This is a genomic window from Agrobacterium sp. CG160-95, from assembly GCF_053521725.1.
Genome location: NZ_JBNWDU010000006.1, coordinates 25284 through 49357, shown reverse-complemented (window position 1 = coordinate 49357; position 24074 = coordinate 25284). Strand labels below are relative to the sequence as shown.

Annotated in this window: 17 protein-coding genes; 4 read left to right on the top strand and 13 right to left on the bottom strand. The window is 57.7% G+C overall.

Features of this window, described 5'->3' with window-relative positions; translation table 11 throughout:
• Positions 1-16: 16 nt before the first annotated feature.
• The 5 genes from ACQZ63_RS19925 to ACQZ63_RS19905 form a co-directional block, all read right to left on the bottom strand.
• Positions 17-1225 (bottom strand): glycosyltransferase family protein, encoded by a 1209-nt coding sequence (locus tag ACQZ63_RS19925; RefSeq protein ID WP_003516795.1) that lies wholly within the window; start codon positions 1223-1225, stop codon positions 17-19.
• Between the two features lie 72 nt (positions 1226-1297).
• Complete coding sequence (locus ACQZ63_RS19920; RefSeq protein WP_003516796.1) at positions 1298-2473, bottom strand: ABC transporter permease; 1176 nt, start codon at positions 2471-2473, stop codon at positions 1298-1300.
• Positions 2470-3468 (bottom strand): ABC transporter permease, encoded by a 999-nt coding sequence (locus tag ACQZ63_RS19915; protein WP_003516797.1) that lies wholly within the window; start codon positions 3466-3468, stop codon positions 2470-2472. The genes ACQZ63_RS19920 and ACQZ63_RS19915 overlap by 4 nt, the downstream gene beginning before the upstream one ends.
• A 1-nt stretch (position 3469) precedes the next feature.
• Complete coding sequence (locus ACQZ63_RS19910) at positions 3470-5371, bottom strand: ABC transporter substrate-binding protein (RefSeq protein WP_025594514.1); 1902 nt, start codon at positions 5369-5371, stop codon at positions 3470-3472.
• Entirely contained in the window at positions 5368-7260 is a 1893-nt protein-coding gene (locus ACQZ63_RS19905; protein WP_065659911.1) for an ABC transporter ATP-binding protein, read from the bottom strand. The genes ACQZ63_RS19910 and ACQZ63_RS19905 overlap by 4 nt, the downstream gene beginning before the upstream one ends.
• 213 nt (positions 7261-7473) lie before the next feature.
• Between ACQZ63_RS19905 and ACQZ63_RS19900 the strand changes: the two genes are divergently transcribed.
• Complete coding sequence (locus ACQZ63_RS19900; protein WP_162763649.1) at positions 7474-8436, top strand: glycosyltransferase; 963 nt, start codon at positions 7474-7476, stop codon at positions 8434-8436.
• On the opposite strand, the gene ACQZ63_RS19895 is transcribed toward ACQZ63_RS19900, so the two are convergent.
• Both ACQZ63_RS19895 and ACQZ63_RS19890 read right to left on the bottom strand, forming a co-directional pair.
• The gene (locus ACQZ63_RS19895; protein ID WP_113556173.1) at positions 8428-9171 is read right to left on the bottom strand and encodes a polysaccharide deacetylase family protein; all 744 of its coding nucleotides are present in this window, start codon (positions 9169-9171) and stop codon (positions 8428-8430) included. The genes ACQZ63_RS19900 and ACQZ63_RS19895 overlap by 9 nt on opposite strands.
• On the bottom strand, positions 9168-10265 hold the full coding sequence (locus tag ACQZ63_RS19890; RefSeq protein WP_111796525.1) for a glycosyltransferase family 4 protein: 1098 nt from the start codon (positions 10263-10265) through the stop codon (positions 9168-9170). Before ACQZ63_RS19890 ends, ACQZ63_RS19895 begins: the two co-directional genes overlap by 4 nt.
• Positions 10266-10392: 127 nt before the next feature.
• On the opposite strand from ACQZ63_RS19890, the gene ACQZ63_RS19885 reads away from it, so the two are divergent.
• The gene (locus tag ACQZ63_RS19885) at positions 10393-11733 is read left to right on the top strand and encodes a nucleotide sugar dehydrogenase (protein WP_162763650.1); all 1341 of its coding nucleotides are present in this window, start codon (positions 10393-10395) and stop codon (positions 11731-11733) included.
• 79 nt (positions 11734-11812) lie between these two features.
• Positions 11813-12295, top strand: a complete 483-nt coding sequence (locus tag ACQZ63_RS19880; protein ID WP_448799390.1) for a class I SAM-dependent methyltransferase — start codon at positions 11813-11815, stop codon at positions 12293-12295.
• 37 nt (positions 12296-12332) lie between these two features.
• On the opposite strand, the gene ACQZ63_RS19875 is transcribed toward ACQZ63_RS19880, so the two are convergent.
• The 4 genes from ACQZ63_RS19875 to ACQZ63_RS19860 form a co-directional block, all read right to left on the bottom strand.
• On the bottom strand, positions 12333-14027 hold the full coding sequence (locus ACQZ63_RS19875) for an adenylate/guanylate cyclase domain-containing protein (RefSeq protein ID WP_003516805.1): 1695 nt from the start codon (positions 14025-14027) through the stop codon (positions 12333-12335).
• 209 nt (positions 14028-14236) lie between these two features.
• A complete protein-coding gene (locus tag ACQZ63_RS19870; protein WP_019566087.1) occupies positions 14237-15097 on the bottom strand; it encodes an MBL fold metallo-hydrolase in 861 nt (286 codons plus the stop codon).
• Positions 15098-15285: 188 nt separating this feature from the next.
• Positions 15286-15741: a cyclic nucleotide-binding domain-containing protein gene (locus tag ACQZ63_RS19865; RefSeq protein ID WP_003516807.1), complete on the bottom strand. Its 456-nt coding sequence runs from the start codon at positions 15739-15741 to the stop codon at positions 15286-15288.
• Positions 15742-15784: 43 nt separating this feature from the next.
• Entirely contained in the window at positions 15785-18502 is a 2718-nt protein-coding gene (locus ACQZ63_RS19860) for an ABC transporter ATP-binding protein (RefSeq protein WP_003516808.1), read from the bottom strand.
• A gap of 346 nt (positions 18503-18848) precedes the next feature.
• On the opposite strand from ACQZ63_RS19860, the gene ACQZ63_RS19855 reads away from it, so the two are divergent.
• On the top strand, positions 18849-20666 hold the full coding sequence (locus tag ACQZ63_RS19855; RefSeq protein WP_113556174.1) for a serine aminopeptidase domain-containing protein: 1818 nt from the start codon (positions 18849-18851) through the stop codon (positions 20664-20666).
• Here the strand turns inward: ACQZ63_RS19855 and ACQZ63_RS19850 are convergent.
• Both ACQZ63_RS19850 and ACQZ63_RS19845 read right to left on the bottom strand, forming a co-directional pair.
• Positions 20637-23093: a glycoside hydrolase family 2 protein gene (locus ACQZ63_RS19850; RefSeq protein ID WP_113556175.1), complete on the bottom strand. Its 2457-nt coding sequence runs from the start codon at positions 23091-23093 to the stop codon at positions 20637-20639. The two genes, ACQZ63_RS19855 and ACQZ63_RS19850, sit on opposite strands and share 30 nt — an antisense overlap.
• Positions 23090-24073 (bottom strand): DUF1839 family protein, encoded by a 984-nt coding sequence (locus ACQZ63_RS19845; RefSeq protein ID WP_113556176.1) that lies wholly within the window; start codon positions 24071-24073, stop codon positions 23090-23092. The genes ACQZ63_RS19850 and ACQZ63_RS19845 overlap by 4 nt, the downstream gene beginning before the upstream one ends.
• Between the last annotated feature and the right edge of the window lies 1 nt (position 24074).

The following is a 24074-nucleotide window of genomic DNA, read 5'->3' as shown; positions in this document are numbered from 1 at the left end:
GTTGTCGGGGAGCCGGTCACGCCGTCAGCGTTATTGGCACCTTGTCGCCCTCGGGCGGCAGCCATTCGGCTATCCGTTTCGAAATGTTTTCCAGACCATCGAGCTTCAGGTCCTGCGAATTGACGGAAGGCGGCGCGCGATTCGGCAGCGCTTTAAGAGCTGCCGCCATTTTTGCCGGATTCTCGGCATCCTCAGGTAAAAGCATGTCGAAAAGGCCGAGCTCCGACGCGCGGCTTGCGCGGATAAGCTGCTCCTCCCTCGGCACCGTGCGCGGCACGACGAGGGCAGGCTTGTCGAACGACAATATCTCGCAGACGGTGTTGTAGCCGCCCATCGACACGACGGCCTGAGCGCCGGCAACGAGGTCTTCCATGCGGTTGTCGAATTCGATGATCTCGATGTACGGAATATCGGCAACACTGCTCATGAATCGCTGGCGCTGGTCTGCCGGCATGTAAGGGCCGAGCACCACGAGCGCCTTGTGCGTCAGTTCGCTATCATGACGGTAGGCATTGATGACGTCATCGATCAATTCGCTGCCGTCACCGCCGCCGCCAGTGGTGATGAGAAGATAGTCGCCCTCCGGCCGGTGCGCCACGGTTTCCGCCTGCGTTTTGGAGCGTTGCAGGAAGCCGACGAAATCCATCTTGTCGCGAACGGTCTGGGGAACGTCGAGCCCCGTCAAGGGGTCGTGGAAATCCGGCGGGCCATAAATCCAGACGTGGTCATAGAACTTGCCGATCTTGGTCATCACGTCATTGCGCTTCCACTCCGCCTCAAGCAGTTGCGGTGCATCCATGACGTCACGGAGGCCGATGACAAGCTTGGTTCCCTGTCCCTTGAGATACGCAAGCGTTTCCTCCACCTCGCCACGAAGACCCATGGGCTCCTTGTCGACGATGAAGATATCCGGCTGGAAGCTTTCGGCAGTGTGATAGATGATGGAGCGGCGCATCTTCAGTGTTTCCTGAAGATCGATATGCCGGTCCATGGAGGTGTATTCGCCGTTGCGCAGCTTGATGACGCTCGGGATTTTCACGAAATCGACACGAGCGCGATAATCAAAGGCGCCGGCGATAGTCGCACCCGAAATGATAAGCACGTTGAGGCCGCGATAATCCTCCACCAGCGCGTGAGCGATCGTGCGACAGCGCCGCAGATGTCCGAGGCCGAAGGAATCGTGGCTGTACATGAGGATGCGTGCGTCGTTCAGACGGGAGGTCATCGGCCACACCTCTTTTTGCCTTTCCCAAAAAAGGCGATGGCGGAAGAGCAGTTTATCAAGGCGTGTTCCATTTTATCTGAAGGGATCCGCAGCATCACGTAGTCCGTCACCGAAGAAATTAAAGGCCAGAATGACGAGAACAACCGGAATCGTCGGGATGAGAAGCCACGGATATAGCGCAATGACGCTGACGCTGCGCGCCTCCGTGAGCAGAATTCCCCAACTTGTGATCGGCGGCCTGAGGCCGAGACCAAGGAAGCTCAGCGCGGTTTCGCCGAGAATCATGCCCGGTATCGTCAGCGTCGCCGAGGCGATCAGATGTGACATGAAGCCGGGGATAAGGTGCCTGCCGATGATGCGCGGTGTGCCGGCGCCCATCAGTTGTGCAGCCAAAACATAGTCTTCCTCGCGCAATGCCAGCAATTTGGAGCGCACGGCGCGCGCCAGTCCCGTCCAGTCTAGCATGCCTAGAATGATTGTGATGCCAAGATAGACGAGGATCGGACTCCAGGTCACCGGCATGATTGCTGCGAGTGCGAGCCACAGCGGAATGCTCGGAATGGATTGCAGGACTTCGATGATACGCTGGACGATGAGATCGAAAGTGCCGCCGCGATAACCTGCAAGTCCGCCGATCACAATGCCGAGAACGAAGCTCATGGCGACACCGAGAAGGCCGATCGTCAGAGAGATGCGCGCGCCGTAGATGATTCGCGACAGCACGTCTCGTCCAAGCCGGTCGGTGCCGAGCAGGAACATTTCACCACCTTCGGCCGGACATACGAGGTGGGTTCTAGCCTCGATCATGCCCCAGAAATGATAGGTATCGCCCTTGCAGAAGAATCGCAGCGGCTGGATATCCGTCGGCACATCCCGGTAGACGCGCCGCAGATTGTCCATGTCGAGCGTCATTTCCCGACCATAGACGAAAGGCCCGACAAATTTTCCGTCATTGAAAAGGTGAATGGCCTGGGGTGGGGCGTAGATATGCTCGATATTGCGGGTGTGAAGATTGTAAGGCGCGAGGAACTCGCTGATCAGGATCGAAAGATAAAGCACCACCAGAAAGGCGCCGGACCAGACGGCGATCTTGTGCTGGCGGAACTGCCACCACATGAGCCGCAGCTGCGACGCCTTGCTGAAGGCCGCCATTCCGGACGTATTGGGTTCGATGAGCGACGGGTCGAACGGCGCCGTCGAAACGTAGTGGGGCAGTGCTTCGCCGGATGTCGGGATGGATGAAGTCATTTGACGTTACCACCTCCGAAGCGGATTCTCGGGTCAAGTATGGCAAGGGCGATATCCGACACAAGAACGCCGATCACCGTGAGGAAAGCAAGGAACATCAGGAAGGAGCCGGCCAGGTACATGTCCTGGCTTTGCAGCGCCCGGATGAGCATCGGACCGGTTGTTTCGAGTGACAGCACGACTGCAGTGATTTCCGCGCCTGATATGATGGCGGGCAGGATCGAGCCGATGTCCGAGATGAAGAAGTTCAGCGCCATGCGCAGCGGGTATTTGATCAGCACTTTGAAAGGGTGAAGCCCCTTGGCGCGGGCGGTTACGACATATTGTTTCTGCAACTCGTCCAAGAGGTTGGCGCGCAGGCGGCGGATCATGCCGGCCGTGCCCGCCGTTCCGATGATGAGGACGGGTATCCAGATATGTTCGAGAATCGATTTGAACTTTGGCCAGCTCATCGCCTGGTTCAGATATTCCCGATCCATCAGATGGCCGATGGAGATGCCGAACCAGATATTGGCGAAATACATCAGGATCAGCGCCAGCATGAAGTTGGGGATGGCGATGCCAAGCAGACCGAGGAATGTCAGGCCGTAGTCGCCCCAGCTATATTTGTGCGTGGCGGAGTAGATGCCGATCGGGAAGGCAAGAATCCAGGTGACGATGATGGTGACGAAGGACACCAGAACCGTCAACCACAGACGGTCTCCCACAACCTCGTTTACCGGCAGCTGATATTCGAAAGAATAACCGAAATCGCCGACCAGCATGCCGGTTGCCCAGCGGAAGTAACGGATCGGCGCCGGCTGGTCGAAGCCATAGCGGACGCGCAACTCCTCGATTTCGGCAAGGTTTGCGGTCTCGCCCATGGCGCGCAGTTCGGCGACGTAGCTTTCGAAATAATCGCCCGGCGGCAATTCGATGATGGTGAAGACCAGCATCGAGATCAGGATCAGCGTGGGGATCATGACGAGGATGCGCTTGAGAATATACCGCAGCATATCAGGCGTCTCCGTCATACCAGAAGGCATCCGGCATGTAGATGCCGAGATACGATGTGGGTTCAAAGCCGAAAAGCGCCTTTTCCGGCACGTTTCGCATGCGTTTGACATGGACGACGGGTTGCAGCGCGCCGTTGACGATGCCGATGGAAAATACCTGCTGCGTGTAGATACCAAGCATTTCCAGCCAGATTGCCTCGCGCTCTTCCTCGGTGACGCTTCGGCGCCATTTTTTCAGGAGATCGAGCAGATGCGCTGCTTCCGGCAGGTCAGGCTCCTTGCCCTCGCGCCCGCCGGACAGATAGTGGATGCCCCAGACCGGCCATTGCAACTGGTCGTCGCCGGTGGGCGCAAGGCCCGAAGGCAGCATGTCGGGGGTCGGCACGCCATTGTCCATGCCCATCCACACCGACATCAGCACCTCGCCGCCCATGGCGCGCTTGCGGAAGACATCGCGCTGGGTCGGGCGGACCGAAACCGCAATGCCGATATGCCGCCAGTGGTCCGTGACCAGTTCCATCACGTCGGTTTCGAGCGTGCTTTCGCCTGTGGTCTCGACGATGATATAGGCTGGACGGCCGTCCGGCAGAAGCCGGTTACCGGCGCTATCGCGCTTATCGAGACCCGCTTCGTCAAGCAGCCTGTTGGCCATCGCCCGGTCGAAGGCACTCCAGGCCTCGGCAAATTCCGGTCGGTAAAGCGGGCTTTCCGGCAAGACGGTGTCGGCGCTTTCCTTGGCCAGCCCGTAAAAGCAGACCATGTTGATTTCGTGCCGGTTTATAGCGAGCGACATTGCGCGGCGCACGCGCACGTCCTGGAAGCAGCTCCGCCATACCGGATCGGCGCAGTTCAGATTGGGCAGAAGCGCAATGCGCGACCCTTGAGAGCGCTTGTAGAGGTTCACCTTCAGAGGAAAGCGTTTTTCGGCATCCTTCAGGAAGGTGTAGTCGGCGAAATCGAGGCCGAAATATTGCAGATCGCTGTCACCGGACGCCGTCTTGGCCGAGATGATGTCGGAGGAGGTGACATTCAGCAGGAACCGGTCGAGATAGGGCAGTTGCAGGCCGTTTTCGTCGACACGGTGATAATAGGGATTGCGTTCGAAAACGAACTGTTCGGCCGGTGGCGAAGTCGTATTGCGCCAGGCGTCCAGCGTCGGCAGAGCGGGATTTTCCGGACGGACCTGCCGCGACATCTTGATATGCAGCCCGCTCCAGTCATCCGCCTTGTTCTTCTTGATGAGCTTGGCGAGGTTTTCCGCGGTCTGATATTTGATGTGGAACTGCTTCATATAGGCGGCGGGCAGGAAAAGCCGCGCGGGCGATGCTGCTGCGAGCTTTGCCAGAAAATCGGGGTTCGGACCTTCCCAGGTATAGCGCACCGTCAGCCGGTCGATGACTTCGATCTGGGGAGGATTGTTGTTGACCAGCAGTTCGATTGGCGGGCCGCCTTTGTGAATTTCCTTGTTGAGAGCGACATCCTCCCAGAAATAGCGGAAATCCTCGGAGGTTAAATCGCTGCCGTCGGACCATTTGTGGCCTTCTCGCAGCTTGAAGGTGAAGATGCGTTCGTCCTGAACGTCGTAGCTTTCCAGAATGTCGGGATGAAGCTCGAATTTTTCGTCGTAACCAACCAGGCGGGCATAGTTGCTGATGGGCATAAGCCGGATATCGCGCTGGCCGCCGATCAGCATGCGTACGGAACCGCCGTGTTTTCCGGGCTCCCGGCCAAGCGCCTTCATATCGATGACGCGCGGGTTTTTCGGCAAGCGCTCGGCAATATCAGGCAGCTCACCTTTTTCCCGCTTTTCCTTGAAGTAGGCGGGGTCGGTATAGGCAGCGCGCGCATAGGTCGGCAAAAAGACGGAGGCCATCAAGGCAAGGGTGGTGCGGCGCGTAATCACGAGCGAAGCTCCCTGATGTCGGCATTGCCATTTGCGAGAACGAAATGGCCATCGCCAAGATCGGCAGAGATCATTTCGCCGTCACCCTCGTCGCGGAATTGCTTGCCCCAGTCGAACTTGCCCGTCGCGCTGATCTTGCCGATGGTGCGGAAATCGAGCGGACGGTCGAGATCGGGAAAAGGCACGGCCGCCAGCAACGATTTTGTATAGGGGTGAACCGGAGAGCGCATCATGATTTCCCGCGGCGCCAGCTCGACGATGCGGCCCTCGCACATCACCGCCACGCGGTCCGCCATGTAATCCACCACTGCCAGATTGTGCGAGATGAAGAGGTAGGTAAGTCCGAGGTCCTTCTGCAAATCCTTGAGCAGGTTGAGGATTTGCGCCTGCACCGAGACATCTAGGGCAGAAACGGGTTCGTCGCAGATCAGCAGTTCGGGACCCAACGCTAGGGCTCTGGCAATGCCGATACGCTGCCTCTGGCCGCCTGAGAAACTGTGCGGATAACGGTTCAGCGCGCTTTCTCCAAGGCCGATTGCCTTGACGAGATTACGGACTTTTTCCGCGCGGTATTTCGCATCGCCCCGTCCATGGATTTCAAGCGGCTCGCTCAAAATATTGCGCACGGTCATGCGCGGTGAAAGCGATGAGATCGGGTCCTGGAAGACCATCTGTATCTTCGACCGCAGTTCCTTTAGATCGCCGTCCCTAGCATTGAGGACGTCGATATCGCCCTGCGGCCGGTGAAATGTCACGGAGCCTTCATCCGGGCGAACGGCGCGCATGAGGATTTTGCTGACGGTTGTCTTGCCGCTGCCGCTTTCGCCGACGAGGCCAAGGCATTCTCCCCGGCGGATTTCAAAACTGACGCTGTTGACCGCCTTGGTGGCATTGGCATCGCGGCGGCTGAACCAGCTTGACTTCCGGGTCGTGAAGGTCTTGCTGATATTCTCCACGGTCAAGAGCGGGCCGGGTGTCTTGTTCACTGCGGCGGTCTTCTTGCCGACAAGGCTTTCGTGGTCGACGGTGATCTCACGAAGCGCCTTCAGCCTCTCACCCGGCTTCATGTCGAAATGCGGCACGGCGGCCATCAGGCCCTTGAGATAGGGGTGGCTCGGTGCCTTGAAAATATCGTCGACCGTTCCGGCTTCCATGATCTCGCCCTGATAGATCACGGCAACCTCGTCGGCGATGTTTGCCACCACGCCGAGATCGTGGGTGATGAGCAGCATGCTCATGTTCAGCCGGCTCTGGAGATCGCGCAGGAGTTTGAGGATTTGCGCCTGTATGGTTACATCAAGAGCCGTCGTCGGTTCGTCGGCGATCAGAAGCGCGGGGCGACAGATCAGTGCCATGGCGATCATGGCGCGCTGGCGCATGCCGCCCGACAATTCGAAGGGATACATGTTCACGACCTTCTTCGGGTTGGAAAACCCTACAAGGTCGAGCGTCTCATACATTTTTTCCGCTCGCTCGGCCGGCGACAGGATGCTGTGGATTCTCAGCGCTTCGTCAATCTGGTTGCCGATCGTATGCAACGGCGAAAAAGACGTCATGGGTTCCTGAAAAATCAGCCCGATGCGATTTCCGCGTATAGCACGGATGTCCCGGCCGTCCTTCGGCAGTTGCAGCAGATCGACGGGGCCGGCTGCGGCATTTGCGGGATCGGTAAACAGCACGCGGCCGTTCACGCGCGCCGTCTTGGGGTGGATGCCCATGATGGTCTGGCCGATGACGGATTTTCCGGAGCCGGATTCTCCGACAAGCGCGGTCACTTTTCCCGGAAGAATGCGAAGGCTGGCACCCCTCACGGCGTCAATCGTGCCACCCATAAGAGAAAACGAGACCCGCAGATTTTCAATACGGAGCAAATCTGCGCCTGCGCTCATGCTAAAGGGTTCCTTGCCGTCTCTCTTTATCGTTGTCTTGTGACAATTTGCTCAGGAGGGCTTAAAGGCACGTTATCGTAGGGTTTGTTGTCTGTCTATGCCTCTGAAACATCGAATTGTTTAGCAAATTCAAAGCCGGCTTCCAAATTGCAATGGCTTGCCTGATGGCTTGTGTTTGGCGATATGTTAACGAACGTTCCCGGGTGAGGATCCATGTCCGACAAGAAATATTACGATGCCCAGCTGGATAGAGCCCGGCAGTTGCAAAACCAAGGACAATATGCGGAAGCGCATGCGCTTCTCTTATCGCTGGTTGCAGTAAAGGACGGGCACCTGATGGGTGAGCGGACAGTGCTCGGTCTGCCGCGCAGGCTGCATGCGGCACGGCTGCGTCTTGCCAAGGCTGAAGGCGATGTGGTCGCGAGGATCGGCTATCAATACACGCTGGTTCCGCCGCCGCAGGTGCTTGCAAAATATGCGCATTTTTCCCCGGAGGAGCACCGCGCTATCAATCTGAAAAGCAGGGAGGACGTGCCCAGGCGCATCCACCAGATTTGGATCGGAGACAAGGCCCCGCCCGTATCGGTCAAGGCCTGGGCCGCCCATGCCGCCTCGCATGGTTACGAATATCACCTCTGGCGGGAGGCCGATCTTGAGCGGGAAGGCGTGTTTTCGAATGACGTCTTCAGGACGATGCTGGAAGATGGCGATTATCCCGGCGCTGTCGATGTGGCCCGCTATGTCGTGCTGGAGCGTTTTGGTGGCATCTATCTTGATTGCGACTGGTATCCGGCGCGGGATGATGCGAGTTTCGATGCTTTCCTGCCAATGGTAGGGCTGACGGCGTTTGATGAAGAAACACCGCGCGATACCGGGCAGGGCAGCATGCTTCTTGCCAACTCTTTCATTGCGACACCTGCTGGCCATCCGGTCTTCCGCAGGATGCTGGAGGCGTTTCCGAGGATTCTTGAGGAAATGCCGCGTGCGCCAGCCTGGTGGTCGACGGGTCCGCTGATCTTTACCGTTATCGCTCGGGCTGGGAGCATCAGCCTTGCGCCAGCGGGGTTTGTTGCCGCTTCTCTTGCCGATCGCGCCGCGTTGCAGGAGGTCGAAGCTGTCAGGCGCGAACTTGCCACCAAGACGGGTGGTTTGCTGATTGCCTGGAAGTCATGGTGATATCTGGTTGATGAGTTCCGCCGAGGAACGCCAGCGCGCGGCAGGATGTTTGCCGGTAATTTCGAACAGCCGTTTCAGAAAACGCCAGACGTTGTCATCATGCACGAGATGATGGGTGAGGATGCCGGTCGTGCCGCCGTGCTCCGCAGTCTGCAGGATGCGGGCGGCGGTCTCGGCGAAAAGGATGTCGTCTTCGCGCCCACCGCGGCTGCCGTGCCAGTCAATCACGTCGACATGGGTGTTCAGGCAAGGTGGCACGGCGTCTTTCTCCGGGCCGAAAACCGAAAGCGCTCGATATCCGAGGTCTGCCAGTCCCTGCACCACATTGGCATCTATGCGGTTCCACGGCGGAACGAGCATAGGCACGAAACGCCTGCCATGCAGATCGTGCAGTTTTTCCAGCCCGGATTGCAATTCGTCGAGAACGATGGACAGGTAACGGTGTGATCCGAGTTCCTGTTTCTTTTCTTTCTCTGTGGCATAGTTCGTATGGGACCAGCCATGCACGGCGACATGGGCAATGTCAGTCGTATCCAGGTGCTGCGCGAGCTTGTCCGTCGTCATCTCGGGGATAACCGCAAGCGTGACCGGCGCGGAAAAGCTGCTGCAAAGATCGAGCAGCGTGTCGAGCGCCGGTGTCGGTTCCACCGCATCGTCGTCCCTGAGCCAGAGATCGGCGGTTATGCCGCGTCGTCCACATTCATCCAGTGCCGCTACGAGTGTTTCCAGACTCATGATGTTCGTGCCTTTGCTCGCAACAGGATATCGTTCAGTTCTCTTGCGGCGTTTTCCAGAGATCGTTCATTTTTTACGAATTGGCGGGCTGCCCTTGCCAAGTCCTCCCGCCGCTTGTCATCGCCGAGCAGAGTTTCGATTGCTCCAGCATAGACGGCTGTATCATTTTCCGGTGTCAGTAATCCGGTGGTTCCGGATTTTACCACTTCGGGGACGCCGGCCACCGCTTCGGCGATAACCGGCAGGCCCGCAGCCTGTGCCTCGAGATATGCGAGACCGTAGGCTTCGCCATGCCCCGGCCAGACGTAAACCGATGCTTTTGAAAGAAGTTCTGCGATTTCGTTTGCGTTTTTTTCTCCGTGCCAGACAAGACGGCGATCGGGGAAAGAGCTAAACATGGCTTGTACGGCAGCGCGTTCCGGCCCGTCGCCGATGATATCCAATGTCCACTTCAAGTCCTGAGGCAACAGCGCAAGCGCTTCGCGAAGCGCGCGATAGCTGTCGAACTTGTCGCCCGCCCGCATCATGGCGACGGTGATGAGTTTTCCCGGTGTGGGGCGCGGAGCAATTTCAAGAAAATTACTGGCATCGATAAAGGGCGCCAACATCGCCGAGCGGAGTGCGGGAGAGGCGCGGACAAGCCCGTCGCGATCACGCGCGGTGAAGCAGATATTGATGGCGGCAGCGTTCAATGCGGCCAGTAACTCGTCCTGAACCGCCTGCCAGCCCATGCCATTGCGCTTGGGGGAATAGGAGGCCTCGGCGGTGACGTAGGCAATACCGAAACGTCTGCTTATTTCCGGCCCGAGCAAGTCCGGGGCCTTGTAATAGGGGTGATAACAAAACCACAGATCCGGCGCGCCTTCCCGCTGCCAGCGCTCCGTGATGGTCTCGATTTCGTGCGTCGCCGCATCGGCAAGCAAGGACCGCGCCGGATCGTCAGCCTGTTTGAGAAAGCTGCGCAGCTCGGAAGCGACGGAAACATCGTGGCCGCCCATCGCCATCGCCTGCATCAGCAGGCGGGCCATCAGCCGGTCTCCGGAGGGAACGGGATGGTTGGGCGATTTGAGCGGTGAATAAAAAGCGATCCTCATCCGGATGGTTGTGCGTCGCCCATGGCTCTGGCGTCAACCGGAATTTGAGAGGGCAGAGCCTTGACAGCCTGACCATTCTTGCCCAACTGAAAAGCATCTTTTGCACATGCGCGGAGCGTGACACGCTTTGACTTCCCCAGTCGTTTCCCAGAACCTGCTTTCCAGCATCGAAAACAAGAGCGCCAAAGCGGCGGTGATCGGCCTTGGCTATGTCGGTCTGCCGCTAGCCATCACGATCGCCAAGGCCGGTTTCAAGGTCGTCGGTTTCGATATCGATCCCGGTAAAATGGTCGCGATCGATGCCGGCCGCAGCTATATCGAGGCGGTTTCGGACGAGGTGCTGGCAAGCGTCAGGCGCGATGATGGCTTCATCGCAACGTCTGATTTTTCCAGACTGGCTGAATGCGATGTGATTGCCATTTGCGTGCCGACGCCCCTGACGAAATATCGCGAGCCGGACCTCTCCTATGTCGAAAAGACCTGCCGGGACATTGCCGCGCATCTGCGCAAGGGGCAGCTTGTGGTGCTGGAATCGACCACCTATCCCGGCACGACCGACGGAGTTGTGAAGACCATTCTGGAAGCTACCGGACTTGTCTCCGGCGTCGACTTCTTCATCGGTTTTTCGCCCGAGCGGGAAGATCCCGGTAATCGCGACTTCGAGACCTCGACCATTCCAAAGGTCGTTGCAGGCGATGGCGAGGCTGCCGGAAAACTGATGGCGGCATTCTACGGCTCAGTGGTCAAGAAGATCGTTCCGGTCTCGACAAACGCCACGGCCGAGGCGGTGAAAATCACCGAAAACGTCTTCCGCGCTGTCAATATCGCGCTCGTCAATGAACTCAAGGTCGTCTATGAGGCCATGGGCATCGACATCTGGGAAGTGATCGACGCGGCGAAAACCAAGCCGTTCGGTTTCATGCCGTTTTATCCCGGCCCGGGTCTTGGTGGCCACTGCATACCGATCGATCCTTTCTATCTCACCTGGAAATCGCGAGAGTACGAGTTGCCGACGAGGTTCATTGAGCTCGCCGGCGAAATCAACACCGGCATGCCGCGTCATGTCATCGGACGGGTTGCGGAAGCCCTCGACATCCGTTCCGGCAAGGCGCTCAGCCGCTCCAAGGTGCTGGTGGTCGGTCTCGCCTACAAGAAGAATGTGCCCGATATTCGTGAAAGTCCTTCGCTGAAACTCATAGAACTTATTCAGGAGCGCGGCGGCGAAGCGGCCTATTATGATCCGCACGTGGCAGAAATCCCGAAAACCCGGGAACATAGCCACCTGATGGGCATGAAATCCGTGGCTTGGGACAAGCAGACCGTCAGCGCCTTTGACGCTGTTCTGGTCGCGACCGATCACGACAATGTGGACTATGCCGCTCTTTGCGAATGGTCGCCGCTGATCATCGATACGCGAAACGTCTTCGCACGTCGGGATATCGCCGCAAAACACATCATCAAGGCCTGATCGCCTTCTCCCGGGCATTTCCGGCAACATCGCCATACGCTTTTACTGAAAATGCCCGGAATTCATGAACGGACGGACTATGAGCAGATTGGACAGTTTCATTCGCCGGTTGACCGCGCAGTGCGATATCCTCAACCACGTCAAGGCCGATCTTGATCTGCCTGACGAAGGCGCGATCATGGAAATCGGCCTTGGAAACGGGCGGACGTTCAATCATTTGCGCGAACTGTTTCCGCAACGCCGTATCGTTGCCTTCGACAGGGCCATGGGCGCACACGCCTCGTCTGTTCCGGCGCAGGAAGATCTCGTCATCGGTGAAATATCGGAAACCGCTCCCGCCTTCATCGGTGTGGAGGCGGCCATGGTGCATGCCGATATCGGCACGGGCTACCCCGAAAAGGATGCCATTACCCTGACATGGCTGCCGGACCTTGCCGCGGGCATGCTGGCAAAAGGCGGCGTTGCGGTCAGCGGTCTGCCTCTGGATCATCCCATGCTGAAGCCTCTGCCGGTGCCGGAAAGCGTGCCGACCGACCGTTATTTTCTCTATCGCAAGATTTGAGGCCGGATGGCCCGTCAGAGAGAGCGCCGGGGTTGCCTTATAGGTAACGCTCGCTCTCTTCTTTCGAGAGCAGGAAAACTTTCATTTGCGAGTTTCTCCCGCGAATGGCGATTTTTTCGCTTCGCAGATCGGCAATCTCCTGTCCCGCCTGAATGATGGCGGGTTCGGAAACGACAATGGCGGCGCCGAATTCCTTGGCCTTGGATTCCAGCCTGCTCGCCACATTCACGGTGTCGCCGATGGCGGTCAGGGTTTTCGCTGCGCCATAGCCCATGACGCCGACTATCGTCGGGCCAGCGTGGATGCCTACCACCACTTCCAGCCGGACGGCAAATTGTTTTTCCAGTCCCTCATTCAGGATTGAAAGCTCCCGCAATATGATAGCGGCGGCCTTCATGGCGTTGCGGCAGGCATTTTCTGCATCGTCACCAAGTCCGAAAAGAGCCATGGCGCCATCACCGATGAATTTGTCGAGATGTCCTCCGGCCTGTTCTACGGCCTGCCCGACGATGGTGAAGTAGCGGTTTAGAAGAAACACGACGTCATATGGCAGTTTCGCCTCGGAAAGCGCGGTGAAATTGCGGATATCACAAAAGAGGATGGCGATCTCCTCTTCCTTGCCCGGCCGTGCCGGTTGCGCATCCGCTGGCAGGTCGCTCTGTTGGGGCGGTGATACCAGAAGCGCTATTCCAATATCCTGGGTGGGCCGCAACTGGCAGCCGAGCCGCACATCTGAATCGGCATGGATGCGCCTCAAAGTGGTTTGTTCGATATCTCCGGGAGGCGGAAGCGGACCTTTGCTTTCGACAATCCTGACCCGGCAGGTCGAACAGCGTCCTTTGCCGCCGCATACGGAATAATGCGGTACGCCCGCGAGTCTGCTGGCCTCCAGAATGCTGAGCCCGGCAGGGACGCGCGCTTGCGCGCCATGCTCATAACGGATCTCGATAGCCGTCGATCTCTGTCGCCAGCTGCGCACGCCGCGCAAGACGAACACCAGCATGACCGCGCCGACAAAAATCGCTTCCGTTGCGTCGGTAACGAAACGGATACGCGTCTCCATCTCCCGTTGTAACGGTATGTCGTCTCTTTGAACGGTGGTATCTGCAAGCCCGGGAGGAAGCGAGTATTTTCTGTCCACCTCCTCCAGCCAGCGGCCGGCATCGCTGAAGCCCAGAAGCGCCAACAAAGGCAGCATCACCGCCACAGTCATGAATATCCCGGCAATTTTGGGATACCAGTCCCGGTAACGCAACCAGAAAAACAGGCCGATACACCCGTGGGTCCAGATCACGATCAATGCGAGGCTTTGCCACGCGCCGGCCATCGGGTTGTTGATCCAGAGCCGGCGAACGACCGAGTAATATCCCACGTCGATGTTGTAGATCATGTGCGACACGCGAATATTGACGGCGTGGCTGATGATCAAAAACGGGATCGACAGGCCAAGTATGGCTTGCAGCGCTTCGCGAAGCGGCATGCGCAATGTCCGGCGCTGATAAAGCGAGCGCAGGACAAGACAGACGTGCACCACAACCGACCCATAAAACAGCAGGCTGCTGACGGGATTGAGCCAGATCAGGCTGAACCATTTTCGCGCCCGCTCGGCGGTATCGATGGAGATGAGAGCGAGCGAATGGTTGAAAAGATGGGAAAATACAAAGGCAAAAATGATGAGGCCGGACAAGATCCGGGCGCGTCTCAAATTGGTCTCCGAAAAGAAACGGATCATGCAAATCCCATCATGCGGTCATTTGGCGCAGAATCATCATTAAGTGTGCTCTGGTGTCTTTAATGCAGGGTATCTCGTGGCAATATCGTGGAGCAATGGGCCGGCGATGGTCAATTGTGCGTGTTCGAACGTCTGTTCGCCGCATGATACAAATCAGGCTTCAGAAAAGCGTCAAACGCACGCCAGTAACACGAGATTGGTGACCGCGATCAGAGGTCGATGATCTGGCCGTCCATTGTCGCGAATGCACCGCTGAACTGGGCTTTTGCCTGTTTTTCGATGTCATCCAGCTCATCGTCGCTGCGGCTTGGGGCGTGGTGGATGAAGCCGACATTTTTTGCGCCTGCCAGTTTGGCAAGGCGGATCGCCTCCTGCCAGGACGAATGGCCATAACCGCGATAAAGGCCCATCTCCTCATCGGTAAACATGGCGTCGTAGAGGAAGAGATCGACGTCCTTGATCAGATCAAGCACGTTCTTGTCGATATTGCCCGGTTCATGTTCCGTATCGGTGATGATGGCGAATGACTTTCCCGCCCAGTCCAGGCGATACCCGATGGCGTTGCCCGGATGATTGAGCATTCCAGTTCGGATCGAGAGGCCCGGATGAACATCCAGGACGTCGCCCGGCATAAAGTCACGGGTTGCCATTTTTGCGCAGCAGACTTCCAGCGGTACGGGGAACCATGGCGGGCTCATGAAGTCCTTGAGCATTTCCCGCGTTGTCATGGTGCCAGCAAGATGACCCGACCAGATGGCGACATCGTTGGAGCTATTGTAGAACGGCTTGAAATAGGGAAAGCCGACGATGTGGTCGTAATGGCAGTGAGAGAAGAACAGGTTGACGTCGGTAATACCTTCCGCCCGCAACGCCAGACCAGCAGGGTGTAACCCCGAACCCGCGTCGAACAAAAGAACATGATCTCCGCATCGTACCTCGATGCAGATGGTATTCCCGCCATATTTTCGGAAGTTTTCACCTGAAACAGGAAGCGTTCCCCGCGCACCCCAGATCTTTACCCGAAAATCTTTATTACCTTCCCGACTTACTATGTCGGAATCGAACGCCATGACACACCCCGATTACAACGGAATCTTGCACGCTTCCTCCCATGAAGCCCGTTGTCTCTACAGATTATTATATCCGCTCTCTTTTGGCGGACGCCCTTACCCTTATTCAGTCAGCATTTCATTTATATTGCAATGGTGCGACATTTATTTTTCCAACATCGCCATCCACGGTAGCAAGAAATTGCGGCTCATGTTCTCGCGTTTGCACGCGCTTTGCTAAGCTCCGTCGTCGTCTGGGTTAGACGTTCGGCAAGAACGCGCATGACCTTGATGGTAATGTCAGGGAAATCGGACATGAGCTTGAAGAACTGTTCCTTGCCGATACGCAGGGCTTCCACGTTGGTGGAGGCGCGCACGGTTGCGGTTCTGACGCTGTCGCAGAGAATGGCGATTTCACCGACGATCGCATTACCGGTCATTTCGGCCACTTTTAACGTGCCCGACGGAGAATCGACCAGAACATCCACTTTGCCGGTCAAAAGGACGTAGGCCGCATCGCCGACATCTCCCTGCCGGAACAACATGTCGCCGGTGTGATAGGACACGCGGTCGGATGCGAATGCGAGAAGTTTGAGCTTCGACGGTTCCATTTCCGAAAAAAACGGGACGCGTTTCAGCATTTGAATTTCGTCTTTGAAAAGCATTGCCTTACCCTGTTCTTGTTCCACCTCGGTCACTTTCTTGGATTTATGTTGCGACCATATCCTTGAATGTACCGTTTTCCTGCGCAAGAGTCTCGTAACTTCCATCAGCGCTGATAAGGCCCTGATGGACGACGATGACCCGGTCGAACATGCGCGAGAGCGTCGCATTCGACAGAACCCACACGATCGCCGGGTTATTATTGTTCTGTTTCAGGAATGTGATGACCCGTTCGACAATTTCCTCCTGTTGCCGCGGATCGAGGCCGGGAAGGGGGCGATTGAAGACGTAATAGTCGGACTTGCGGATCAGCGCCCTTGCGAGATTGAGCTTCTGCCGCTGGAGTGGCCCGAGCCGCTTGCCGCCGGCGCCGAGGTTGAAATCCAGACCCACCGCAAGCACACGCTCATAGACGCCCTGCTTGCGCATGACCTCGGCCACGATGTGGGTGATGCGCCGTGATGCGTCGGTATAACGATGGCTGACCTTGCCGAAGAGAATATTGTCCAGAAGGCTGGTGGCACTCATGTATTTCGTCGGATCGTAGATTTCGATCACGTTCTTCAGGCTGTCCGGCAGGTTTTCATGGAACATGTGCCGGACTTCAACGATCCGGTTCATGATTTCCGGTGACAGCAGGCCGAAACGCTGCCGGGGCTCAATGTAGAAGAAGCTCAGCCGCAGCATCGCGCGTCTTTCGCTTTCATTGGCCTCGTCGAAACTCCTGCTCTGAAGACGTTGCAGCATTTGCTGATAGACCGGAACATCGTCGGGCGTCATGAATGTGAGCTGCTGGAAGAAGGGGTGGTCACCCGGCAGGTCGGCGAAGATTTCCACGATGTTTTCGGCAATCGTATACCCCATTTCGAACAGGGTTTTGACGAGGCCGGTTTCGCGCATCAGCGAACGGAAATATTCGCTTTCTATGACGGTCCTGATCGACTGTGATGAGTCGCGCATGGTACCGAACAACAGGTTCTCGCCCACGGTGGCCTCGCTGTTGTAGCTCTCCAGCTCAAACGGAGCGATGAGGCCGCTCAGGTTCTCCTTTTCCAGTTCGGCGCGCAGGACATGTCGCAGTTCCACAATGCGGGCCGCAAGATGCAGGTCGGTCAAGGGGTCGATCGTCGAGCGCAACGCGAATTCCAGAATATCCTGTGAAAGTTCCACGCTGTCGAGCACAGCCAGAACGGCCTGAATGAGGTTTTCCGGTTTGCCATCACCGGCCGGGCTTGAAGCGTAGTCGATCCATTCGCTGTTGATGTCGATCGTCGGATTGCCCGCAAGCTTGGCTTCGCGGATCTCCCATTTGCGGTGTTCCAGCGCTGCACCTTCGTATTGCTTTTCGACAAGCGGTGCATGCTTGAGACCGTAAAGCAGATTGTCCTTCAGGCTGGCGTGGAAAAAATAGCTGTCCGAGGACACATAGGAGATGCGCCGGCCCGTCAGCGATTCAGGCAATTCCAATATGTCGACGTCGTTGATGCTCACCTTGCCGGAAGTCGGCCAGAGCGTGCGGCCGATAGCATCCGCGAGCGCCTCTGCTCCCGATCCACCGACGATGGCGATCACCTCGCCTGCCTCGATCTTCAACGATGCCTGTTCCAGAAGCCGGCTGCCGCTATCGTCTTCCAGCGTGAGATTGCTGACGACGATCGGTGCGGCAATTGCCGCGACTGCTCCCGGTGACAGTTTTTGCACCTTGTCATCGATCATGTTCGACGCATCGAACTGCTCGAAGACCTGCTCGTATTTTACCTGAACATCTTGACGCGCCTGATCCCAGTCGATCAGCTCCTTCAGCGGTCCTGGCAGTTCCTTATAAGCGTTGATGACGGCAACCAGCTGCCCGACATCGAGGCTGCCCTTGAGCGTGAGATAACCGCCCAGTGCATAAAAGAAGAAAGGGGTGAGCTGCGCGAGGAAGTTATTGATGAATTTGACCAGAAACTTCCACTGGTAGAGATCGTAGCGGATTCTGAAGATATCGCCGAGCCGGTGCGAGGCATCGGCACGCTCGAAATTTGAGGTGTCATAGGCGTGGATGGTGCCGATGCCGTCGACCATTTCGCCGATGCGCCCGGCAAGCTGGCGTGCGCTTAGCTGCCGCTGGCGACCGAGTTCGATGAGGCGACGGCGCATTTTGGGGATGATGCCGACCTGGATGGCGGCCATGAAAGCCGCAATCAGACCCAGCCAGAAATTCTGCACGAGAATGAAGAAGAGTGCCGAGAGCGCCTGACCGCCCAGAAGCGCCGGCTGCACAAAGGCGTCGCCGGTAAATCCGCCCAGCGGCTCGACCTCGTCCTTCACCATGCTGGAGATTTCAGCACCCTTGACCCGCTTGAAATGCGTGGGCGGGAACCGCAGGATCCGATCGATAAGTTCGAAACGGATACGCCTGAGAAGCCGCTCGCCGAGGCGGCCCTTGAAGGTGTTGATATAATATTTGAAAAGCCCGTTGATGACGACAAGCGCAAGGAAGGTGAGGCTGAGCGCCATCAGCATCGACATGCGGTTGAGTTCGAGCCCGGGGAAGAGCGTCACGGTGCCCCAATAGGGAATATCGACCGTGAGATGCATGAAAAGCTGTGTCGCGTTTGCCCCTTCGAAGCCGTCTCCCTGAATAGGCCCGTTGACGATCTGTTTGGGCAGATCGAAGGCGAGGAAATAGGGGATCATGGACAGGGCGACGATCAGCAGAATGAAAAGCTGCTGCCGCTTCGTATGCGACCAGATATAACGCGTAAGGCTTTGTTCCATATAAAACTTCTATGACCTGTCGGGCAGGGCCCGGCGTGTTGGTTTGCGCGGTGTCAAGACGGTCAGGCTGCCGGGTGGCGGGATCCCCTCCTGCAAATAGGTATGTGACTCGCTATTTATCAGTATATTCAAGCGGTTTCGAGCAAAATAGCGCCCGTGCCGAGGCTGGCCCACGATCCCCGATATTTGTTTTTGTAACGTGCATTCCACATTCGATATTGAGACGACTACATTTTTAGACTTCCCTAATGTTATTGGTTTTACTGTAGAACAGGACGTTAGGACGCTCCGGTATAGTTATCCCGCAAATGGTTGAGCCGACAAAGGCGTAGTGATTGCAAGGTCGATGGCGATAGATATTTCAGAGCGTGCAAGCGGTGAATCGTCCCCTGACATGTTGTCGCTCTCGGGCATTGCATCCGATGGGTCGATCGCGCATCCGGTTTCTTTTCAAGGATGCACGGGTATTTTTCACCCGGCGCGCAAAGAGGTCAAACAGGACCATGCGGTTCTTTTCGTCAGCCCCTGGGGCATGGAGGAACTATGCACTCGCAAGTTTCAGCGGGTTGTGGCTGAACGGCTGGCGGCGGCCGGCGTCGCCAGCCTGCGGTTCGACTATCATGGCGCTGGGGATGCGCTCGATCCGGAGGATGTCGGCCGTGCGGCGGATTGGCTTTCGGACACGCGAGCGGCGCTCGATTATCTAAAACGTCTTTCCGGCTGTTCCAGGGTGGTCGTCATCGCTCAGGGTCTCGGCTGTCTGATCGCCATACAGGCGCTCGCCGATGCGGCGGCCGTCGATTCCATGGCGCTTCTGGCGCCCGTCGTCTCCGGTCGGAGCTATCTTCGCGAACTGGCGATGTGGTCGTCCATGATTGACGATGGCCTTGGTCTTCGTCCCGGGCAGCGCATGGCGGAGGCGGGGGCAATTGCAGGCATGGCCATGCCGGTGGGTGTTGCTGATGCTATCAAGAAGGTCAATCTTGCAAAGCTGGATACTGCTCCTGCGCGGAGCATTCTGGTGCTGTCGAGACCGGGCCGGGCGAGCGACAGCGATTTTGCCAAACAACTCGCCGCGATTGGTGCCGAGGTGGGGGAGGCGGAATTTGAGGGATATGACGATCTCGTATCCAGTCCTACACTCTCGAAAATACCCGGCGATGTGGTGAAGCGGCTTCGGGATTGGGTCCTGTCCAAGACCCAGACCACGGATGCGGCAGGTCCGCAGGAGGATTTCATCGTCAACGCTCCGCAGCGCGGTCGCGGTTTTCTGGAACAGCCGGTGCAATTTGGCGAAGCCGGCCGGCTTTTCGGTGTTTTTTGCGAGCCTGACGATCGGGTGGCGGTCTCCTCGGTCCTTCTGCTCGGCGCGGCCTACGACCGGCATGCGGGTTGGGGCAGGCTTTCCGTGCAAACGGCCCGTTTGCTCGCACGGGAGGGTATCGCTTCGCTGCGGTTCGACGCGGCCAATATTGCCGACAGCCCCCCGGTCAAAAACGCGCCCGATCAGGTTCTTTACGATGCGGCGCAGAATGACGACGTGGCCGCTGCGCTCGATTTTCTCAGTCGGCGTGGCAAAGGACCCGTCGTTGCTGCTGGGCGCTGCAGTGGCGCCTACCTCGCCTTCAATGGCGCGCTTGCCGATGACCGGATCAGCGGGGTGGTTGCGGTTAATCCGGTTGTGTTCCACTGGCGGAAAGGCCGCTCGGTCGATGAAGCGCTGCACAAACCGCCACGGTCCTTTGGGGAATACAGCCAGCGTTTTCGCCAGGGCGCTACGTTCAAGCGTCTCGTCAGCGGCGATGTCGATGTGGTGAGCGCTGGTCGCAATATCGCCAAGGCGACGCTCAAGAAGCTTTCGATAAAAACGGCAAGGCTTTCCCGCCGGGGGAGCGAGGAAGGGCGTGCCGTCTACGGTGCTTTCGACAAGCTCAAGACAAGGGATGTGTCCATCAGCCTGCTTTACAGTGACAATGACGACGGGCTTGAGCATTTCCGGTATTATTTCAACGCCGATGGCAGGGGCCTGTCGGCCTATCGGAATGTGTCGCTGACGATTATTCCTGACGCCGACCATAATCTTTCAACGCCTGAGGCCAGAAAAGCCTACATCGATGCGGTGAAGCTGATGGCTCTAAAAGGAAAATCGCCGGCTGGAGCCTAGCGAGACGACATCGCCGGAAGGGGGCGTTTCGGATGTTGCTGTCTCCGGGATAAGGTCGATTTTTCTGGTTTCACCGGGTGCGAGATGGAACCAGCTTTCCGAGGCGCGGTAATCTTGCGCCGTGATATGGACGGATTGCGCCAGCCGGTCCGTGCCGATCTCGAGCGACCAGATGCCGTTCGCCTCGCTCACCCCCACCTGAAGGTTGGCGGCGTGCAGTGCTTTTTTCCGACCGAGAGGAAAATGGAATGCGTCGGCGATGACAGATCCGGTCGCGACATCGCGGAGCCGGGCTACCGTCACATCATGGGAGGGCGGGCCGAAGCGATAGGCATAGGTCGTATCGAAAAAGGCGCCGAACAAATCGGTTGCGGCGATGGTCTGGCTCTGTCGCGGCGAGAGCGTGAGCGGCCGTTTGGCATGGACGACAGGTTGCGTGCCATCGCGCAGGCAGGTCAGTTCCAGCATGGCGTCAAGGTTGTCGCCGGTTTCGTTGATGACATGAATGTCCAGCCCGTTGGTGCCTTCATCGGAAAGGCTGACCTGGATGGGACGAAACGCTCTTTTCAGCGCATGCCAGACGGATTTGGGTCTGCCGGTGGCATCGATGATACCCCAGCCAGCGCCGGGAACGAGATCCTGCAAGGTCCAGACCAGGGCGCCCCGGCAAGGGGACGCGTCGCGACGCCATTCGGCGAAGGTTGCTTCCATGACCTCGGCAGTGACGGCACGAGACATGTCGAGATAGAGGCCGCCATCCTCCCGACGCAGCACGTCCGGCTCAACGTCGTAAAGCAGTTTCAGATAATGGTCGCGAATATCCTCGAAATCCCAGGAAGCGCCGCGATCGCGTGGCGTGCGCGCCTTCCAGCGCGGATCATGCACCGCCAGAGCGGGAAGATGTCTGTCCAGCGTTTCCTGTTCGGGAATATTGGCGAAGGCCAGGCACTCTGCAGCAAAGCGGAGATTGGCCCGGCGGGCATCTTCCAGCGGACGGCAATAGGCGCCCACACCGTAATAATGACCAACTCCGGCATTGGGAAAGAAGGGCAAGGCGCCGCCTGAAGGGGAATTCGCCACATAGGCCGCATCCGGCCGTTTTTCGGTCAGGACTTCGGGCAAAATTGTCTCGGTGAGGGTTCCCTTCCATATCTGTTCCGGCAGACCGAGCATCGCGCCCTGCTGGTACATTTCGCTACCGCCGCAAAAAACGGTCAGCGAAGGGGAAAGGGCGGTCGCCTCGAGGAACTGCGAGATTTCCGTAACGACGTGCTGGCTGAGCGCCTCATCCTTTGCTGGATAATCAAAATTGGCAAGCATGGCGTCCTGCCAAACCATGATGCCGAGTTCATCGCAGAGCGCGAAGAACTCCGGCGTTTCATAGGCCATCGTGCCGCCGACGCGGATCATGTTCATACCGGCCTCGGCAGCTTTTCGAAGCCAAGGCTCATAGTCCGGTCTTGTTCCCGGCAGCCGCACGATGTCGGCGGTCGTCCAGACTGCGCCCCGGCAGAAAACGGGGTGCCCGTTTATCCGGATGCCGAAACCGTTGCCGTCTTCGCCGTAATCCACCTCAACGCGCCTGAAGCCGGTGCGCCCGAGCCTGTGTTGCTTACCATCCAGTTCCAGAACGACTTCATGAAGCGCCGGTCTGCCGTGGGTATGCGGCCACCAAGTCTCGACATCGGGTATCCGGAGTTCGCCCAAGAATTCGCCGTTTTCACCTCTGGAAAGATCGGTGCTGTAACCAGCGCAGGTGAGCCGTGCGGATGGAATGTTGTGGTTCACCTCCAGGGCGATGTTGACCGTTCCCGTCCCGGTTTCGTCGAGCGAAGACCGGACTGTGCAAAGCACGTCTGCCTGTCTTATAAGGCTGATGGGTCGCCATGGGCCGGCGGCATGGATTTCCGGGCACCAACCTGGCATATATCCGAGCGCCGTGGTGCGGATCAGCCGCAGACCTTGGGTGTTCATCATCTGCGGACGCCAGCGGGCGCGGGGACCGGTTTTTTCGAGCCTTGGCGAAAGTGCCCGGAAGCAGATCGATAGTTCGTCCGCGCCTGTCAGTTCAACCGGCACTTCCAGCCTTTCGAACATGCTCTGACTGGCGGCGATCAGTTCGCCGTTGAGGAAGATTTCTGCAATCGTCGACAGGCCGTCGAAGCGCAGGATCGCCCGCTCCCGCACATCGGAAATCATCGTCAGACGGTACCAGGCATCCTTGTCGTTCAATGGTGTCGGATTGAAACGGTCAAATTTTCCGGCCAGTTCCAGAGCTTGCGCCACTGTTCCGGGAACGGATACGTGGAAGCTTTCAAGGGTTGCGGGAATTTCCGAGGGCGTTTCGCAGGCGTTGGCGGACGTCATTGTCAGCGTCCAGCCTTCGCTTAGTAATTTTTCGCTTTCGCGCGGAAGATAAGTCCTCACGCGGCCTCGCTGGTGTTCGACAATTTTGCCGCAAGGGCTTCCATCACACCATCCCATGCTTCCGCAGCCGGATCGAGCACCGAGGCGAGCGCGTCGAATTTACGGCGCGTGACGGCGCGAGCTAGCTGGAACTGCACGGTCTTGGCGACCTCGGATATGCGCAGCGCGTGGTCTCTCGCTTCAGCAAATTCGCTCTTGTCCAGCCATTCGAGGTGGCTCGCCGCCAGTTCGAAATTGGCGCCGAGCTGGCGCAGCGTATTGAAGGCATATTTGTGGAAAAAGCCGAACGGCCGGTCTGCCACCTTCTCGACCTGAGCCGGAAACACGGCTGCAAAAGACCTGACCGGATTGTCGGATGGTCGCCGTGAAAAATGAAACTTCAGCAGCCGTTCGGCCGTTTTGCGGATATGTGCCGGCGAAGGGTTGCTGTCTGCAAATTTCGCAAATTCCGTATAGGGCAGGAAGGGCGGCTCGCTCTCTGTCAGATGATGCTGGAACAGGCCGTCGAAATCTTCGCCCGACAGGTGGAAAAAGCCTGCATTATGAAAATAATCGAGTTCCCGGTTTGCAAGGTCCAGCCGGTTGATGGCGATGGTGGTCTTGCCATGTTCCTTCCGGTAGCCCACCCCGTGGGTATCGGGCATATAGAAGCTGTCCATCTCGATCAGGCAGATGCGACCGCGCTCCAGTTGCGCTTCGATATGGTTTTCCACCCGGTCGAAGATCGCAAGTTCGGTGGCGCGAACGCCATAAAGTGCTTCCAGATCTTCCAGCGGCACTTTGAAGAAGGTGAACTGGTCGCCTTCGAAATCCTGCGTCAGTGTGAAGCCGAACATGGCCTCAGGCGGCAACCCTTTCGAGGCCAGCACCTCGATCCACAAATCGATGTAGCAATTGGTCTCCGGCCACATTCTTTCCGAAGAATGAAGCGCGTGCTGCACATAATTTTTGGGATCGAGACCGGGGAAAATCTGCCGCATG